We start from the raw sequence: 16,452 nt of genomic DNA, 5'->3' as shown, positions 1-16,452 counted from the left end.
AAGTGATATGACTAATTTAAAATTAAACACTAAAAATTCAACATTAAACAATACTAAAGGTATTGTGTTAGCCGGTGGTTCAGGAACGCGGCTTTACCCTATTACTATGGGTGTATCAAAACAGTTGTTGCCTATTTATGATAAGCCGATGATTTATTACCCCTTGTCGGTATTAATGCTGGCGGGCATTCGTGAGATTTTAATTATTACTACGCCAGAAGATAAAGCGGCATTTCAGCGTTTGCTGGGTGATGGCTCTGCCTTTGGGATCAGTTTAAGTTATGCTGTGCAACCAAGCCCAGACGGGCTTGCCCAAGCCTTTATTATTGGCGAGGAATTTATAGGCCAAGACAATGTTTGCTTAGTCTTAGGGGATAATATTTTTTATGGCCAGCATTTTTCCGATAAATTACATGCAGCCATTAAAAAGTCGCAAGGCGCAACAGTGTTTGGCTATCATGTGACTGATCCTGAGCGTTTTGGTGTAGTTGAATTTGATGACCAAGACAAAGTGTTATCAATTGAAGAAAAACCGGCTAAGCCTAAGTCACATTATGCGGTAACAGGCCTGTACTTTTATGATAACGATGTTATTGATATCGCAAAAAATATCCGTCCTTCGACAAGAGGCGAGCTGGAAATTACTGATGTGAATAACGCCTACTTAACGCGCGGCACCTTAAGTGTAAGCTTGTTAGGTCGTGGCTTTGCCTGGCTTGATACTGGCACTCATGATTCTTTGTTAGAAGCTGGCCAATTTGTGCAAACGATAGAGCATAGACAAGGGCTTAAAGTTGCTTGCTTAGAAGAAATTGCTTTTCGTAATGGCTGGTTAAATGTTGATGAGTTAATGCAACGCTACCAGCGTTTCTCTAAAACGGGCTATGGCGCTTACTTACTAAAAGTGGCAGAGGGATATAAATGAAAGTAATTAATACACCACTGCAAGATTGTGTGCTTATTGAACCTAAGGTATTTGGTGATGAGCGAGGCTTTTTTGTTGAGTGTTTTCATGCTGAACGTTATCAGCAACAAACAGGTATTAATTTAGCTTTTGTTCAGGATAATCATTCTCGGTCGGCTAAAGGCGTGCTTAGAGGGTTACACTTTCAAAAAACGCGCCCTCAAGGCAAATTAGTTAGAGTTGTCAGAGGTGAAGTTTACGATGTCGCCGTTGATTTAAGGCCTGATTCTCGCACTTTTGGTCAATGGTATGGTGTTTATCTTTCGGAACAAAACTTTCGCCAACTTTGGGTTCCACCAGGTTTTGCTCATGGCTTCCAAGTGGTCTCTGATATTGCTGACTTTGAATATAAGTGCACTGATTATTATGCACCAGAAGATGAAGGAAGCATTTGTTGGAATGATGAGCAGCTAAATATTAGTTGGCCTATTACTGAACCGGTGCTTTCAGATAAAGATAGCCGTGCTCCAACTTTTGCATCGTTGTTTGCTAAATGAAGGTATTAATTTTAGGTGGAACTGGCCAGTTAGGCACATGCCTACAAGCGGTGTTAAGCCAAGCGGGCATAGCATTTGAGGCCCCGAGTAGAAGAGAGCTTAATTTAGAAACTGAGCTTGAGTTTACAACCTTAGTTGCTGCTGTAAAACCTAGTATAGTGGTTAATGCTGCAGCCTATACTGCTGTTGATAAAGCTGAACATGAGCCGGAGTTGGCTTATATGCTTAATGCGACTATGCCTGAAAAATTGGCTATTGCTTGTCAACAAGCAGATTTGCCTTTAATTCATATTTCAACAGATTATGTCTTTAATGGTAAAACTAACAAGCCTTATTTTGAGTCAGATTTAACTGAGCCGGTTTCGGTGTATGGCAAGAGTAAGCTTGCTGGTGAACTGGCTGTGCTTGAGCACTGTGAGCAGGCTATTATTATTCGTACTAGCTGGTTATATAGTGAATATGGTAATAACTTTTTAAAGACGATGATCCGCTTAAGTAAAGAGCGCAGCCAGCTAAATGTCGTGGCCGATCAAATAGGTACGCCTACTTATGCCGGTGACTTAGCACTGGCCATCTTAAAAATAATTCAACATAGTCAACACGCTAAATTGCATAAAGATATCTATCATTTTGCTAACTTAGGTGTGGCATCTTGGTATGATTTTGCTTGGCATATATTTAAACAAACAGCTAGCAAGATAGAGTTAAATGCTATTACGACTGAGCAATATCCTACGCCAGCAACTAGACCAGCCTATAGTATTTTAAATTCTCAAAAGATTTCAAACCATTATGGTGTTGTTAATCGGCATTGGCTTGATGCCTTAACCGCTATGATGCCTGATCTTCCTTGAGTTGCTGTTATGTTGTTTAAGCATAGTATTTTATACTTTTTAGCAAGGTTAGGGCCTGCAATTATTACCTTACTGGCCTTATCTGTTTATACCCGATTGTTAACGCCTGAAGATTATGGTTTTTACTCGTTAACTATTGTTGTCGCAATGGGGTTAAATACTATTGTTTTTCAGTGGATAAGCTTAGCTTTAGGACGTTTTTTGCCTGAAGTGAATGATGCTCGGCTTAAAAAGCAATGGGTGTCTACGGCTGTGTATAGTTGGCTGTGTATAGCATTAATAATAAGTGTAGCTACTTATTTTTTACCGTTGGATGATTACTTATCCCAGTTTTCAGTTATTTTTTCTATTGTGGGTATTCTTGCCGCTGGGCAAGGGTGGTTTGCACTTGCATTGCGCTTTGACAATATCGCTCTTAGGCCGGTACGTTACGGTATCGCATCACTGATTAAAAGTGGGCTAGCTTTATTGCTGGGGGGCGCTGCTTTACATTTTGGCTTGGATGTTCGAGCTGTATTAATGATGTTGCTAATTGCCTTGCTTTTAAGCAGCTTGTTACAGAGGTCTGAGTGGGCTAACTCTGATATTCGCTTTTTTGATAAGAGTATTTTTATTAAGATGTTAGTTTACGGTATGCCATTAACAATGACATTTGTAATGACTTTCTTAATTGATGCTAGTGGGCGGTTTTTTATAGCGAAATACCAAGGCCCAGCCGAAGTTGGCGTTTTTTCAGCTTCTTTTGAGTTTATACAATATATTATTGGTACCTTGCTGGGTATTATTCACTTAGCTGCATTTCCTTTGATAATTAGTAAATTAAATAAAGAAGGCGAGATTGCTGCAAGAAAGCAGCTAGTCATAAATTTTGAGTTACTATTAGCTGTCGCTGCGGCTTCTTGTGTTGGTCTTGCATTATTAAGTGCTGATGTTGCAGCTTTATTTATGGGCGAAAACTTTAGAGCTGGTGCTAATACGTTAATGCCTTGGCTAGCGCTTGCTTTATTTTTAAGCGTGATAAGATCTTATTATTTTGATTATGCTTTTCAGTTAGGTAGCAATACTGTTTTGCAGTTTTATACTGTTGCTGTAGGGGCATTAGTTAATATTATTGCTTGTATTATATTGATCCCAATTTGTGGCCTTAGTGGCGCTGCTGTTGCCATTTGCTACGGCTTTGCTGCATCGCTAGTTACTAGTATTGTATTAGGGAAATATGCCTTTGTAATGCCAGCTTTACCTAAGTTAGCTATTGTTAAGGTGGCTTTTGCTATTTGCTGTATGGTATTAGCAATTGTTCAGTTACCTGTGCTAACCGCTTTATGGGCGTTAATATTGAAAACGCTAGTTGGGGGAGCTGTGTTTATCTCAGTGATGATTATGATGAATTATATGAATGTTCGTCAATTACTGAAGGAGCGCTATTTTGCTCGAGGTGCATGAAAATAATAAGCATGAGCCATCAAACTTTAATTGGTGCTTAATAATAGCTTTAATTATCTCTTTGTACTTTCCCTCTTCGTTAGGTGGGGTTATTAACCCTTACTTAACTGTACTTAGTTATTGCCTAGCTATTTTTATTATTTTATTTGGTGCTTTATTATTTAAAGTTACGTTATCAAAAAAGTTGCTATCGTTTTCTTTTTTATTGCTCTTGACTTTAAGTGCGATGTCTGTTTTTTCACCTTTTGGTCATTTGACCTTAGGGGCGTTAGTACCTTATATTGCCCTTTGTTTGATTTGTTCAATTAATATTAGAGACTTGTACTTTACTAAAAATCAAATAAGAGTCGTCTTGTTACTTATATTATCACTTCTTATTTTTGCACTTTGTATTAGTTTTGAATCGAAAGCAGTTATTGAATTTCAACGTACTTTCTATCAGCAATTATATCCAGAACTATTTGATTTTATGGTTACTTGGGCTAATAAGCCTGTCATTGTGTTTGCTACTCATTCTGTTGCTGGTTTTGCTTTTTTTATTATTGCTTTTGTTTGTTTGGTTTTTTCACGTCTAGTTTGTACTTTTAGTGCAAAGTGTATACTGCGGTTTTTTAGTGTCGCATTTTCAATTTTGCTTTTATTGCTTTTGTCTAATACTGGTTTTTTCTTATTTTTTATAATGGTTTTAGCCTATTTTTACTATATTTTTCGTGCTGTTAATGTTGTTATTGTAATGCTGTTTTTGCTAGTTTTATTTTATTTTATTTTTATTAATTTAAATACAGTTGTATGGTTCGTGGAAGATGTTTCTAAATTGTTTTTTAATGTTGTTTTAAGAGAGGATAATGGCTTGCTATCAAGGTTTTCGTTAGGTGGGAGGCTTGCTGGTAGCTATGCTTATGTTTTTGATTCACCTATACTTGGTGTTGGTTTTACTTCAGGTGGTGATCTTGCGTTTGGTGATAATATTTTATCTGAATATGTATTGCGAGGCGGCTTTTTTGGTTATTTTTTAGTGCTTGTTATTGTAGTGGGTTATTTGTACTCGAATATTAAATCTTTTGCTTCTTTTATTTTAGTGTTAGGTTTTGTGTTTGTTTCTGATTTGGGCTATCCGCTATTTGTTGCGTCTAGATTTGTTTTTATTTTTCCTGTTTTAATCGTTTTGGTTAATATGTATTTTGAAATGAATTTATCTAAAATAGATAAGCAACAAAAAATAACCGCTGATTTAAAAAGGGCTGAACAATGAAAGTAGCGGTACTTACTCAGGGTAAAAATATCCCTAGCACTCGGTTTCGTGTAAGCCAATATGCTGATAAGTTTAATTCTAAAGATATTAATTTAATTTTTTATCATGCTAAGAAATCTGCATATCCACCTGTTAGTAAATGGCAGCGGTTTGCTTGGTTTATTTCTGAAGTTACACATAGACTCGGGCAAATACGTACTATCAATAATTCGGATATTGACTGTGTTATTTTACAGCGCGAGCTTATTTCGACTTTACCTACATTAGAGCGCTTTATACGTAAGCCTATTATTTTTGATGTTGATGATGCTATTTTCTTGCGTAAAAAAGGCTTGGCAGCAAAAACTATTGCTTCTTTAGCATCGCATATTACATGTGGTAACAGTTACTTAGCTGATTATTTTAAGCAGTTTAATAAACCATTAAGCATTATTCCTACCCCTGTTGACACTAGTAGATTTACACCTAAACCCGTAAGTACTGAACAGTTATTTTTGGGCTGGTCTGGCTCTTCGAGCGGTTTTAAATATTTATATGAAATAGAATCTGGTTTAATTGATGCGCTATCGGCATGCCCTGATTGGAAATTATTAATTATTGCTGATGTAAAACCGCGCTTTAAGCAATTGCCCGATGAAAAAGTAGTTTTTATTAAGTGGAGCCCTGAAGTTGAGGTTAGCGCAATTCAGCGAATGAGCATTGGGTTGATGCCTTTACAAGATGATCCTTGGTCGAATGGCAAATGTAGTTATAAAATGCTGCTTTATATGGCGTGTGCTATACCTTGTGTTGTTTCTAACGTGGGTATGAATAAAGATATTTTACAACAAGCAGAAGTGGGTATTGGTGTTGAAAATATAGCTGATTGGGGAGCTGAACTCACTGGTTTAATGAATAATTACGAGTTACGTCAGCGTTTAGGTTGTGCTGGAAGGTATTTAACAGAAGAAAAATATAGTCTTGATAGCGCGTCGAGTTGCTGGTTTGATATTTTTGCATCTATGACAAGTGTTACTGGAGCGCCTAGCTAATGAGCTTAAATTTATGTTAGTCGGGCAAGAGAAACAGCCTAAATGAAAAAACTACTGTTTGTTGTTAACGTAGATTGGTTTTTTATATCGCACCGTTTGCCTATTGCATTAGCGGCACAGCGTGATGGCTATGAAGTGCACCTTGCTTGTAATTTTACTGACCAAGCTGAGTATTTAGCGTCGTTAGGTTTTGTTTTACACCAATTAGATTTATCTCGTAGTGGCACGGGCTTACTTTCAGAAATTAATGCTTTTAAAGGCATTTATGCCATGTTGCGCAAAGTTAAACCTGATATTGTGCATTTGGTTACCATTAAGCCTGTGATCTATGGTGGTATTGCTAGCCGCTTTTTAAAGGTTAAACAGCGTGTCGCTTCAATTTCTGGTTTAGGTTATATATTTATTGCTAGAGGTTTAAGAGCGAGCATTCTGCGTTTTGCCGTTTCATTATTATATCGTTTTGCCCTGCATTCAGCTGATACAACCAAAGTTATTTTTCAAAACCCGGATGATAAACAGTTATTGCTTGATCTTGGGATTATCGATCCTTCACAAGCAGTTATGATCCGTGGCTCTGGCGTGGATTTGAGCCGTTATGATGTTCAGCCAGAGCCGATATCGACACCGGTAGTGATGTTAGTGGCTCGCTTATTAATAGATAAGGGCGTTTTAGAATTTGTTGAAGCTGCCAGAGAGCTAAGCCGCAGAGGCGCAGAGATTAGGATGGTATTGGTTGGCGATACTGATGATGGTAACCCTAAGTCGGTGTCTAGTGCTGATATCAGTCGTTGGCTGGATGAAGGCATTGTTGAGCATTGGGGGTATCAAAAAGACATTAATAATATTATTGCTCAAGCCAATATTATTGTGCTGCCATCCTATCGCGAAGGTTTACCTAAAAGTTTAATAGAAGCGGCGGCTTGTGGTAGAGCGGTGATTACGACCGATGTTCCTGGTTGTCGTGATGCAATAACGCCTAATGTTACCGGCTTATTAGTGCCTGTAAAAGAGTCTGCTGGGTTAGTTGCAGCAATTTGTAAGCTTACTGAAGATACTGCGCTGCGTGCTAGGATGGGGCTTGCAGGTCGGCAGTTAGCTGAGGAGGCTTTTGATATAGAGCTTGTAATAAAAACTCATTTACAGCTATATCAAGGCGATAAGCCTAAAATGGTTTTTGTGGTGAATATTGCTAAGTTCTTTTTGTCGCATTGGTTGCCTGAAGCGAATGAAGCTAAAGCCCAAGGTTATGATGTACATGTAGCGACAATGGCGGGAGCTGAAGTTGCCCAAATTACCGCTGCGGGTTTAACTCATCATGTTATTCCTTTAAGCCGAAGTGGTAAGAATATTTTCTCTGAATTTAAATCGTTTTTTTACTTACTGACTTTATTTCGCCACTTAAAACCTGAGCTTGTTCATTTAATGACCATTAAACCAGTGATTTATGGTGGCTTAGCTGCACGTATTACAAAGGTTCCTGGTGTATTAGCTGTTGTTACTGGGCTAGGCTATGTGTTTATTCATCATGGTATCCGTGCTGTTTTAGTACGTGGTTTAGTTAGCTTTTTATATAAAAGAGTCTTTGCTCACCCTAATTTATTAGCGGTATTTGAAAATGAGTCAGATAAACAGAGTTTTTTAAATGCTGGCATAGTGGTGCAGTCAAAAGCCCGTATTATTAACGGTGCAGGTGTAGATTTAGAAAAATATTTATTTTTACCCGAGCCTAAAGCGCCGTTCACTGTAACCTTTGCTGCACGCTTGTTAAAAGACAAAGGTTTTTTAGAGTTTGTTGCTGCGGCTAGGCTAGTAAAAGCTGTTTATCCAGAAATTCGCTTTTGGGTTGCCGGTGATACAGACGAGGGGAACCCTGCTTCAGTATCGCCTGATGTAATTCAAATGTTAGAAAAAGAGCAATTACTTGATTTTTTAGGTTTTAGGGATGATATTCCTCAGATTTTTGCTCAAAGTAACTTAGTTGTATTACCTTCATACCGAGAAGGACTGCCTAAAGTACTTATAGAAGCCGCGGCCTGTGGCCGTGCAATCATTACCACGGATGTGCCAGGGTGCCGCCATGCTATTATTCCTGATGAAACCGGAATTTTAGTTCCTGTTCGTCAGGTTGAACCACTAGCAGAGGCGATTAAATATTTGTATACTAGCCCATTAATACGCGTGGGTATGGCAGAGAAAGGCCGGCAGTTGGCAATAGATAAGTATAATATTTCTAATACTGTAGCTGCTTATTTTGCGTTGTATGCTGAATTGACAACTGAGATTGTACATGATTAAAAACCTGCTCATTACGGGTGCCAATGGCTTTATTGGCAGGGCGTTATTGTCTGAACTGCAAAAGTTAAACTATAACGCTACTGCTATAACCAGAAGTCCGTTTGCATGTGATGCGCCAACCCAAAACCTATTAATTTCGCACGTAACGGGTTCTACTGATTGGTCTTCAACTCTAAATCAAGCTAAGCCTGATGTTATTATTCATGCTGCTGCCCGTGTGCATCAGATGAATGATTGCGCTCAAGATCCTCTTCAAGCTTTTCGTGATGTAAATACTGCAGGCACCTTAAACTTAGCCCGCCAAGCGGCAAAGCAGGGTGTGAAGCGCTTTATTTTTATCAGTACTGTTAAGGTAAATGGCGAAGTAACGGCAGAAGGCAAAGCCTTTGATGTTAACCAGCAGCCTATGCCTGTTGATGCTTATGGTATTTCAAAAGCTGAAGCTGAGTTGGGGTTAAGGCAAATTGCCGCTGAAACAAAGATGGAAGTGGTTATTATTCGCTCTCCTTTAGTTTATGGCGCAGGTGTTAAAGGTAACTTTTTATCTATGATACGCCTGGCCAAAAAGAACTTGCCCTTGCCATTAGGCGCTATAAATAATAAGCGCAGTCTTGTTGCTTTAGATAATTTATTGAATTTAATAATTACTTGTATTGAGCATCCAAAAGCAGTGGGACAAACCTTTTTAGTTAGTGATAACCATGATGTTTCTACAACAGAATTATTAACGCTATTAGTGCGAGCCGCTGGTAAGAAGCCTCGCTTGTTCTCTGTTCCTAGTACCTGGTTGCAATTGGCTGCTAAACTTTTAGGAAAACGTGCTGTTATAGAGCGCTTGTGTGGTAACTTACAAGTTGATATAAGCCATACGCGGCAGCAATTAGATTGGCAGCCGGTAATCACTATTGAAGATGGCTTGAAAAAGTGCTTTGCTAAAGAGCTTTAGTTAGCTCAAATTAGCGCTTTGTAGATAGTGCGCGGACAAATAGCACCTTAAATAGTACTAGCAAATGCCGACAGCCACTTAATTTTGTTAAGCGCCAGATGTTTTGTTCGCCACCATATAAAGCACAGAAAAATTGCTGACTTCGAATTTGTTGTGGGGTCATTTTTTCTTGGTGTTTGGTTATTAACTGCTTATGACCACGTTGTCTTTTGTCTAGTTGAGATATTCTTGGCGAGTCGTGCTCTTGATGAACGATGTAGTTAATTAGTGGTAATCTATAGCCTGTGCCAAATGTTTGGATTAATCTTATCCAAACGTCATAGTCTTGGCATGCTTCTAGGTTAGGATCGAACCCCGCTATTGCTTTTAAGTACTCGGTTTTGGTGAATACCTGATTTCCAACATCATTTATATCTAATATTCTTTGCTTGCCTATTGCCATGGCTTTTTGGCCACTGTTGATTACTTTTCCGCCGGGTAAGATAAACTTATAACCGGTGCAAAGTAATGATAGATCAGTGAATTTGTGCCAGTTATCCATAAAAGCGCTAAGGCGATTAGGTAAAAACTCATCATCATCATCTAAGCCGGTAATAAAGTCGCCGCTGGCTTTATTTATAGCAAGATTCCGTGCTGCACAGGCACCGCCTGAAATAGCTGTTTTTATATATATAATATTAGGGTGCTGTGCACAGAGCTTCTCGGCTTTACTTTGGTTCTGGGCTGTTGAGCCATCATCAACGACGATAATTTCGATATTGCTATAGTCTTGATTGATAACGCTTTGGATGGCTCGGGCTAGCATTACAGGCCGATTGTGTGTAGGTATATATACCGATATTAGGCTGTTAGTCATTATTTCGTTTCTGTTTTAACCAAGCTAAAGTGCGTTGTGGCATAACAGCAATAGCAAAAGCTATGATGCCGTTTAGTGGGCTTTGCTGCCATATAAGTTTGGCATAATAGTAAGCTAAGCTGCGCTGGCCAAGCAAAGCGGCACCGGCGCTGTGTAACAAGGCATTATGAATTAAAAAGTCTTTTAATTGTTCAATGGTGTCTGCTGCTATATTTTGTTGCCAACTTTGGCTTTTAAAAAAGTACTCTAAGTGGCAGCCCGGTTTAATTTCTGCTCTATTTTGGGTTCTATTTTCAGCATCTCGGTGAATGGTGGCACAGATGCGTAAGTCAGATACAACCTTACCTTGCAATGCCATACTTAATATTAGCTGTAAGTCTTCGCCAACTGTTTTGCCTGCGGGAAAGCCGCCACAGGCTAAAAATAGTTTTTTGTTTACCGCCATAGAAGAGGGGTGTATTAAAGCGCGGTTTTGTTTGAACAAGGGATAAAAAGGGGTTATTTCGCCAATATAATCTTCAGGTAAGCTGCCTTTAGGGCTGAAGGTTTTGCCTGTTTCATCAACGAAATTAAAGCGACAGCTAAATAGTGCGGCATCAGAATATTGCTCTGTGAGGTTTATAATTCGCTGTAAAAAGTCTGGGTGATAGCAGTCATCGGCATCTAAAAATGCAATAAACTCACTGTTTGCGGCTAGGACGCCATTATTTCTAGCAACCGATGCCCCTTGATTTTGTTGTTGAATAATGGTGATGCGTTTATCTTGGTAGCTTTGTACTATGTTAAGGCTATTGTCAGTAGAGCCGTCGTCGACAATGATTAGCTCGAAGTGACTAAAGCTTTGCTGTAGCACTGAGTTAATACTTCTGCTTACAGAGGTCGCTTTATTGTATAGAGGAATAACAATACTTATTGCTGGCATAGGTTATAATTTTGTTTTGGCGCATTGTAGCAAGTTAGCTGCATATTATCATGGCAAATAGGCTGTTACTTAACACAAGACTATTTGTTATCCTGAATTATCAGATTAATTATCTAATTTAAATTATGACTTTACCACTTCGCCATCAGTTTGTGCTGACAACGGCTAATGATCCGCTTGTTTTCCCTAATCATTTTCGGCAATGGTCGTTAGTTGGCTTTAGGTTAGCTACCGAGCCTAGTTTACCTGTTGTGAGTTTGCTTTCTGGCCAAGGTGAAGTGCTTGGTTATATTGTGGGCTGGGCTATGCTGCAGGATAAATTGCTAACACAAGCAATAACTCTGCCTGTTGCTTGTGCTTCTGATTTAGCTAAAGCCAATAGCCCGTTAGAGACTTGGTTGTATCAATTAGCTGGCCGTTGGTTGGCGTTTATTGTTACCGAGGATACTCAGCGCGTTTATATGGATCCGTTAGCGTCGCAAAGTTTAGTGTATGCACCCGCTAGTAAACGACTAGCCGCCACACCTGGGCTAATGGAGGCTAAGCTTGCGCCTTTGTTTAGTGCAGAGCAGCTTATTAATGATGATTGCTGGTATCCTGCGGGCTGTACAGCTTATAAAGGCGTACAAAGACTGCTGGCTAACCATTATTTAGATTTACAAAGCTTTGCAGCTAAGCGACATTGGCCATTAGAAGATACAGCACTGCCTGTTTGTTTAAACTGGCAACAGCGACTGCCCACTATTGCTACCTTGATGCAGCAGCAATTTACAGCCTGCAGTGAAGCTATGCCAGTAAGAATTGGTTTGACTGCGGGGGTAGACAGCCGAGTTATGCTGGCGTGTAGCCAAGGTGTGCAGAACAAAGTAGATTTTTGGACCCGAGCAGATCGCTCTTTTGCTTCTTATCAAGATATTAAAACGGCAACTCAGCTGGCTAAAAAGTTTAATTTGCAACATCAGGTGTTTCAGTTTCAGCCTAAGTTTGCTTTATCTGAAGATGAGATTACGCAGTTTTTATCTTGTACTGGCTATGCCATTGGCGGTTCGCCGCTAAAAAGCAGTAAGCTTATTGATAGTGTTGGTTTATGCTTTGCTTTTTCTGGGGTGGGTGGCGCTATTGCTAAGGGCTATTATTTAGATAAAGTGGCTGAAAACACCAAGCAGCCAGAGTTGACTTTAACCCCAGAAACCTTGCTGTCTTTATGCGGCTTACCTTATAAAGAGCCGCTTATTGCCGCATTAGCCCATTATATTAAGTGCCTACCTAATTTACCTATTGAGCAATTGCTGGCGCTATTTTATCAAGAAAACCGCGTGAGTGCTTATAGTGCGATTAATCGCTATGGTTTTCAAAGTGGTATTGTTTTTATTTCGCCCTTTAGTCACAGAGACATTATAGAATTGATGCTTTGTATTCCTATAGCAGAGCAGCGTAAAGGGGCTTTTCATCAGCAGTTAATTCATTTAGCTTGGCCAGAGCTTGCGGCAGTTCCGGCCAATTCAGCACTTGATTTTATTGATCGCTGTATTCTGTTTTATCACCGGGCGATTAGACGACTTAAGCGAGCTTTTGCCGCCTAAGCGTAGATGATATAGCCGATGATACTGGCGCTAAGCACAACTAATACTGGCCCTAGGCTTAAAGCAATATAGTTAACTTGCTTTAGCGGGGCTATATGGTATCTAAAAAAATAAAAGCCAATATAGGAAAGGCTTAGTTGCACACCGGCTAATGCCATAGCAGTAAAGCTTAACGATAAGGTACTAGCGCTAAACCAAATAACGGCCCCCATGATAATAGAAGCAAATACATTCCAATAGAACTCTAATTCAGCTCGGCCCTGCGCTTGGGCAAAACTTACATAAGCGGCGCCGGTGTTGCGAACTATGCCATAGGCAGCAAGCAGACTTAATATAGGGGCGGCGGCTCGGTAGTCATTACTGTAAACTAATTGCACTATAGGGCCTGCAGCTAAGGCTAAAGTGGCAAAAATTATGCTGTTGCTCCAAGCTATGGCTTTAATGGCTTGGCTAAATATATGCTGTTGCTGCGTTGGTTTTTGTTGATGTTGGGCTAGCTTAGGAAATAGTAAATTTCGAATAAGCGGGGCGATAAAGCGATTAGGGTGAGAAATTAATTCTTTGGCTAGGCTGTAGATGGCGAGTGTTTCCATGCCCATTAATTTACCAATAACCAGCTGATCTAACCGGGTTCTTAATTGGTTTAACACTAAGGCCGCGGTTTGATAACTACCAAATTTCAGGGCTTTAGGAATAATAGATAAATTAACTGCCAAGCTTGGTTGATAAGCAATAGGTAAACTATAGCCTAAAATTAGCAACCTAATACAGGCCGCAGCAATAGCGCCATAAAGGGCGCTGGCAATGCCAAGTGTGCTAGAGAGTAACAAGTAGACTGTGAGTACAGTAGCAAAGGTTTTGCTGAAAATGTCTATTTTGGCTAAGGCGATTTGTCTTTGGCAAATTAACATGCTGGCTTGATAAGGCGTAACACAGCTGTTTATGAGTAAGGTTATGGCAACCAGCGGCATATATTCAGTTAAAAGTGGCTGTTGATATAACAAACTTAAAAATGGCGAACTGGCAATTAACAGGCTGGCAATAACCAAACCTAGTAAGGTACTAAGTATAAACATAGCGCTATATTCAGCGCGTTTTAGTTTTTGTTTATGGACAATAAAACTGGCGAGGCCACCGTCTTGTAGTACGCCTGCTAGAGCCGTAAAAACAAGTAATAAACTATAAAGACCAACTTCTTGCACGCTAAGTAAACGCGACATTATGACCATTAATATTAATTGATGTAGCGCCGCGCTAATGGCGGCTAAAACTATCCAGATCCCACGGCTTTTAACTGAGATCATGCAGGGCCTGCAGTTGACTAATTAAATTTTCGTTAAGTACAGACTGATTAAAATGCGCTTCTATTTGTGCTCTTGCCGATAGCCTTATTTGACTTAGGTTATTAGCCTTAGCAATGCTTTGGATTTGTTGAGCAAGTTGCTCTGGTGCATTTTCATCTACAAGGTAGCCATTTTCATTATGTTTAATTAGCTCGCTAATGCCGCTATGTTTAGTACTTAATACAATAATGCCTCTAGCCATGGCTTCCATTAACGATACGGGGATCCCCTCCATATCACCATTAGCGGCCGTTTTACTTGGCAGCATAAAAATATCACAGCGCTCTAGGGCTTGTTTAACGTCGCTGTGGGGTAGAGCCCCAGCTAGCTTAACCCTGTCTTGTAAATTTAAGTGTTGAATATGCTGTTGTAATGCGGCCTTTAATGGGCCATCGCCAATTATGGTTAGTTTAGCGGGTATCTGTTGCTGCTTTAGCAAACTAATGGCGTCAATTGCATCATCTAAGCCTTTTTTCTCGACTAGCCGAGCAACGCTGAGTAATTGTATGGGGTTATTAAGTGGCCGGTTCGGTTCTAGCAAACTAAAAGTGTCGGCATAAATGCCCATATGATGAACCTGTATTTTATTTTCAGGACAGCCTAAGGTTTTTAAACGCTGAGCCCAAAGTTGACTAACGGGCATACATAGCTCTGTGGTAGCAAAAAGGCCCCGATAAGCTTTTTTATAACGAGCCAGCACTTGGTGTTCGGATAATTCAAAGCCGTGAAATACACTAACGAGTTTGCCTTGTAATAAGCCTAGCTCTATCAGCATAGCGGCGGTAACTGCGGTTGTGCCAAAATGCGCCAGAATAATATCGTTTTGCATACTGCCGTGCTTTTTATGCCAGTCTGCGGCTAAGGCTGGCAAGAATAAATTTTTACGCAATAAAGCAAACTGGTTTTGACTAAGGCTGCGCCAAACGCTGGTGTTAAATAGGCTGCTTATAACCGATAGGCTGCGTTTTATAACCATTTTAACTTTAGGATCTGGCCGCTGATAGATGGCTTTTACTGGCAGCTTTGGGTTTATGGGGGCGGTTGGATCTGAAAACAGCGTGATTACTTGCACTTTAATGCCGGCGGCTAATAAGCCATCTATTTGATTTTGAATAAAGGTTTCAGAGTAACAGGGGTATTGATCGACAAAAAAGCTGACTTGCATTACACCTTTTCCTTGCTGTGTTTTAGCATGGCGCTAATAAATTGCTCTGCGGCTAGGCGTTGTTTTTGAACTGCTGAGGTAAATTCTGCACTAAGGTTGCTATTGCTTAACGCGCTAGTAATTGCCTTAAGCAAACGGCCATCTTGCAATGATTGCATACTAAAAGCGTAGTGGCTTAATCCCATATCTGCATAGATCCCCGCTGATTTATGTTCATAATTAATGGCGATGGCGGGTGTGGCGAAATTCATTGAGATTATAGCGCTGTGTAAGCGAGTAGCTATTGTTAGTGTGCATTTAGCTAAGGCGAGGCCTAATTCAACGTCGTTTAGCTCGGCCATTTCGACTTCAGGTAAAGTGCGAGCTTGGCATAAGCTGCGAATACGCCATGCTACCATGCGATCGTCATTGGCGTAGCTGTCGATGCCGGTACAAGTAGAGTAAAACACCACTTTATAGTGCATAGCGCTAAGCTGATCAACCAGTTTGGCCATGGCGGCTTCGTATTGGTGTTGTTGTATATTAAGCCTGCTAGAGAACGGTTGCACTGAGCGCACCGTGATGGCAATAGTATTGCTTTTTTCGACTGTTGCTTGATTAGCCAGTAATTTAGCGCCAGGGACTAGCCAAGCGGTATCTGCGCCTAGTACTAAGTTATTTAGGCAGATATTCGCTTGCTCTGCTGCTTGCGCGCTAACATGCTCACGCAAACCACACCAATGGCAATGGCGATAAACAAAATGGCAAAATTGCTGATATAACTTACCTGTAAAAGGGCCTATGCTATGGCCTGCTAAATAAAGCGGCTTGCCTGCGGCGATAGCGCAAATGGCGTGATCAAATTGGCCGTTGCCGTATAAGTCGATGAAAAATGAGCCGCCAACCTGAATAACGGCATCGACAGATTGCAGTTGCTTAACTTGCTGGCGCATAAACGTTGGCAAGTAGGGCGCTATGGCTTGCGGCTTGTCTTTAAAAATCCACATTAATAACGCTAAATAATAGGGCAGTATACGCCAGTACAGCTTTTGCCGGAGACGATTGTTATGTGTTTTTCTATACAGATATAAGGCGTCTGGTACGACGGTTTTATTCAGAAAAAAATTAGCGCTATCAGGATGACGGCTGTTTAGGATATAGTCGCTATCTTCTTGGCTATCCAGATAATGCAATAAGCCGCGAAGTATTGCTGCATCACCTCTGTTAGCGCAGGCATGATTGCCAGTAATCAGATATTTCACTATTTTTGACCCAGAGCAAATTGGCAAGTGTAAGGCTATGGTTGCAGTTATTCAAGTCTG

Annotated in this window: 14 protein-coding genes; 9 read left to right on the top strand and 5 right to left on the bottom strand. The window is 40.2% G+C overall.

What is annotated here, in order from left to right; translation table 11 throughout:
- The first annotated feature begins 7 nt into the window (after window positions 1-7).
- From rfbA to RDV63_RS12155, 8 genes are read left to right on the top strand one after another with little or no spacing between them, the layout of a single operon-like run.
- Window positions 8-925 carry a glucose-1-phosphate thymidylyltransferase RfbA gene (gene rfbA / locus RDV63_RS12190; RefSeq protein ID WP_313909765.1) on the top strand — a complete coding sequence of 306 codons (918 nt, stop codon included), beginning with the start codon at window positions 8-10 and terminating at the stop codon, window positions 923-925.
- Entirely contained in the window at window positions 922-1,461 is a 540-nt protein-coding gene (rfbC, locus tag RDV63_RS12185; protein ID WP_313909764.1) for a dTDP-4-dehydrorhamnose 3,5-epimerase, read from the top strand. The genes rfbA and rfbC overlap by 4 nt, the downstream gene beginning before the upstream one ends.
- Complete coding sequence (gene rfbD, locus RDV63_RS12180) at window positions 1,458-2,315, top strand: dTDP-4-dehydrorhamnose reductase (RefSeq protein ID WP_313909763.1); 858 nt, start codon at window positions 1,458-1,460, stop codon at window positions 2,313-2,315. Before rfbC ends, rfbD begins: the two co-directional genes overlap by 4 nt.
- A gap of 9 nt (window positions 2,316-2,324) precedes the next feature.
- A complete protein-coding gene (locus tag RDV63_RS12175) occupies window positions 2,325-3,758 on the top strand; it encodes a lipopolysaccharide biosynthesis protein (RefSeq protein ID WP_313909762.1) in 1,434 nt (477 codons plus the stop codon).
- Window positions 3,751-5,010, top strand: a complete 1,260-nt coding sequence (locus RDV63_RS12170) for a hypothetical protein (protein ID WP_313909761.1) — start codon at window positions 3,751-3,753, stop codon at window positions 5,008-5,010. The genes RDV63_RS12175 and RDV63_RS12170 overlap by 8 nt, the downstream gene beginning before the upstream one ends.
- Entirely contained in the window at window positions 5,007-6,041 is a 1,035-nt protein-coding gene (locus tag RDV63_RS12165; protein WP_313909760.1) for a glycosyltransferase, read from the top strand. Before RDV63_RS12170 ends, RDV63_RS12165 begins: the two co-directional genes overlap by 4 nt.
- A gap of 42 nt (window positions 6,042-6,083) precedes the next feature.
- The gene (locus RDV63_RS12160) at window positions 6,084-8,336 is read left to right on the top strand and encodes a glycosyltransferase family 4 protein (protein ID WP_313909759.1); all 2,253 of its coding nucleotides are present in this window, start codon (window positions 6,084-6,086) and stop codon (window positions 8,334-8,336) included.
- Window positions 8,329-9,282: an SDR family oxidoreductase gene (locus tag RDV63_RS12155; protein WP_313909758.1), complete on the top strand. Its 954-nt coding sequence runs from the start codon at window positions 8,329-8,331 to the stop codon at window positions 9,280-9,282. The genes RDV63_RS12160 and RDV63_RS12155 overlap by 8 nt, the downstream gene beginning before the upstream one ends.
- A gap of 10 nt (window positions 9,283-9,292) precedes the next feature.
- Here RDV63_RS12155 and RDV63_RS12150 read toward each other — a convergent pair whose 3' ends face one another.
- Together RDV63_RS12150 and RDV63_RS12145 are read right to left on the bottom strand one after the other, a co-directional pair.
- Complete coding sequence (locus tag RDV63_RS12150; protein WP_313909757.1) at window positions 9,293-10,138, bottom strand: glycosyltransferase; 846 nt, start codon at window positions 10,136-10,138, stop codon at window positions 9,293-9,295.
- A complete protein-coding gene (locus tag RDV63_RS12145) occupies window positions 10,131-11,060 on the bottom strand; it encodes a glycosyltransferase family A protein (RefSeq protein WP_313909756.1) in 930 nt (309 codons plus the stop codon). Before RDV63_RS12145 ends, RDV63_RS12150 begins: the two co-directional genes overlap by 8 nt.
- A gap of 125 nt (window positions 11,061-11,185) precedes the next feature.
- Between RDV63_RS12145 and RDV63_RS12140 the strand changes: the two genes are divergently transcribed.
- A complete protein-coding gene (locus RDV63_RS12140; protein WP_313909755.1) occupies window positions 11,186-12,643 on the top strand; it encodes a hypothetical protein in 1,458 nt (485 codons plus the stop codon).
- Here the strand turns inward: RDV63_RS12140 and RDV63_RS12135 are convergent.
- The 3 genes from RDV63_RS12135 to RDV63_RS12125 are packed head-to-tail and all read right to left on the bottom strand — an operon-like array spanning window position 12,640 to window position 16,392.
- A complete protein-coding gene (locus RDV63_RS12135; RefSeq protein ID WP_313909754.1) occupies window positions 12,640-13,947 on the bottom strand; it encodes an oligosaccharide flippase family protein in 1,308 nt (435 codons plus the stop codon). The genes RDV63_RS12140 and RDV63_RS12135 overlap by 4 nt on opposite strands.
- A complete protein-coding gene (locus tag RDV63_RS12130) occupies window positions 13,934-15,151 on the bottom strand; it encodes a glycosyltransferase (RefSeq protein ID WP_313909753.1) in 1,218 nt (405 codons plus the stop codon). The genes RDV63_RS12135 and RDV63_RS12130 overlap by 14 nt, the downstream gene beginning before the upstream one ends.
- Window positions 15,151-16,392, bottom strand: coding sequence for a polysaccharide pyruvyl transferase family protein (locus tag RDV63_RS12125; RefSeq protein ID WP_313909752.1), 1,242 nt, complete (start codon window positions 16,390-16,392; stop codon window positions 15,151-15,153). Before RDV63_RS12125 ends, RDV63_RS12130 begins: the two co-directional genes overlap by 1 nt.
- Window positions 16,393-16,452 lie beyond the last annotated feature (60 nt).

The organism is Rheinheimera sp. MMS21-TC3 (genome assembly GCF_032229285.1).
GTDB lineage: Bacteria > Pseudomonadota > Gammaproteobacteria > Enterobacterales > Alteromonadaceae > Alishewanella.
Note: the sequence above shows the minus strand (reverse complement) of the source record. Positions and strands in the feature narration are given on the sequence as shown.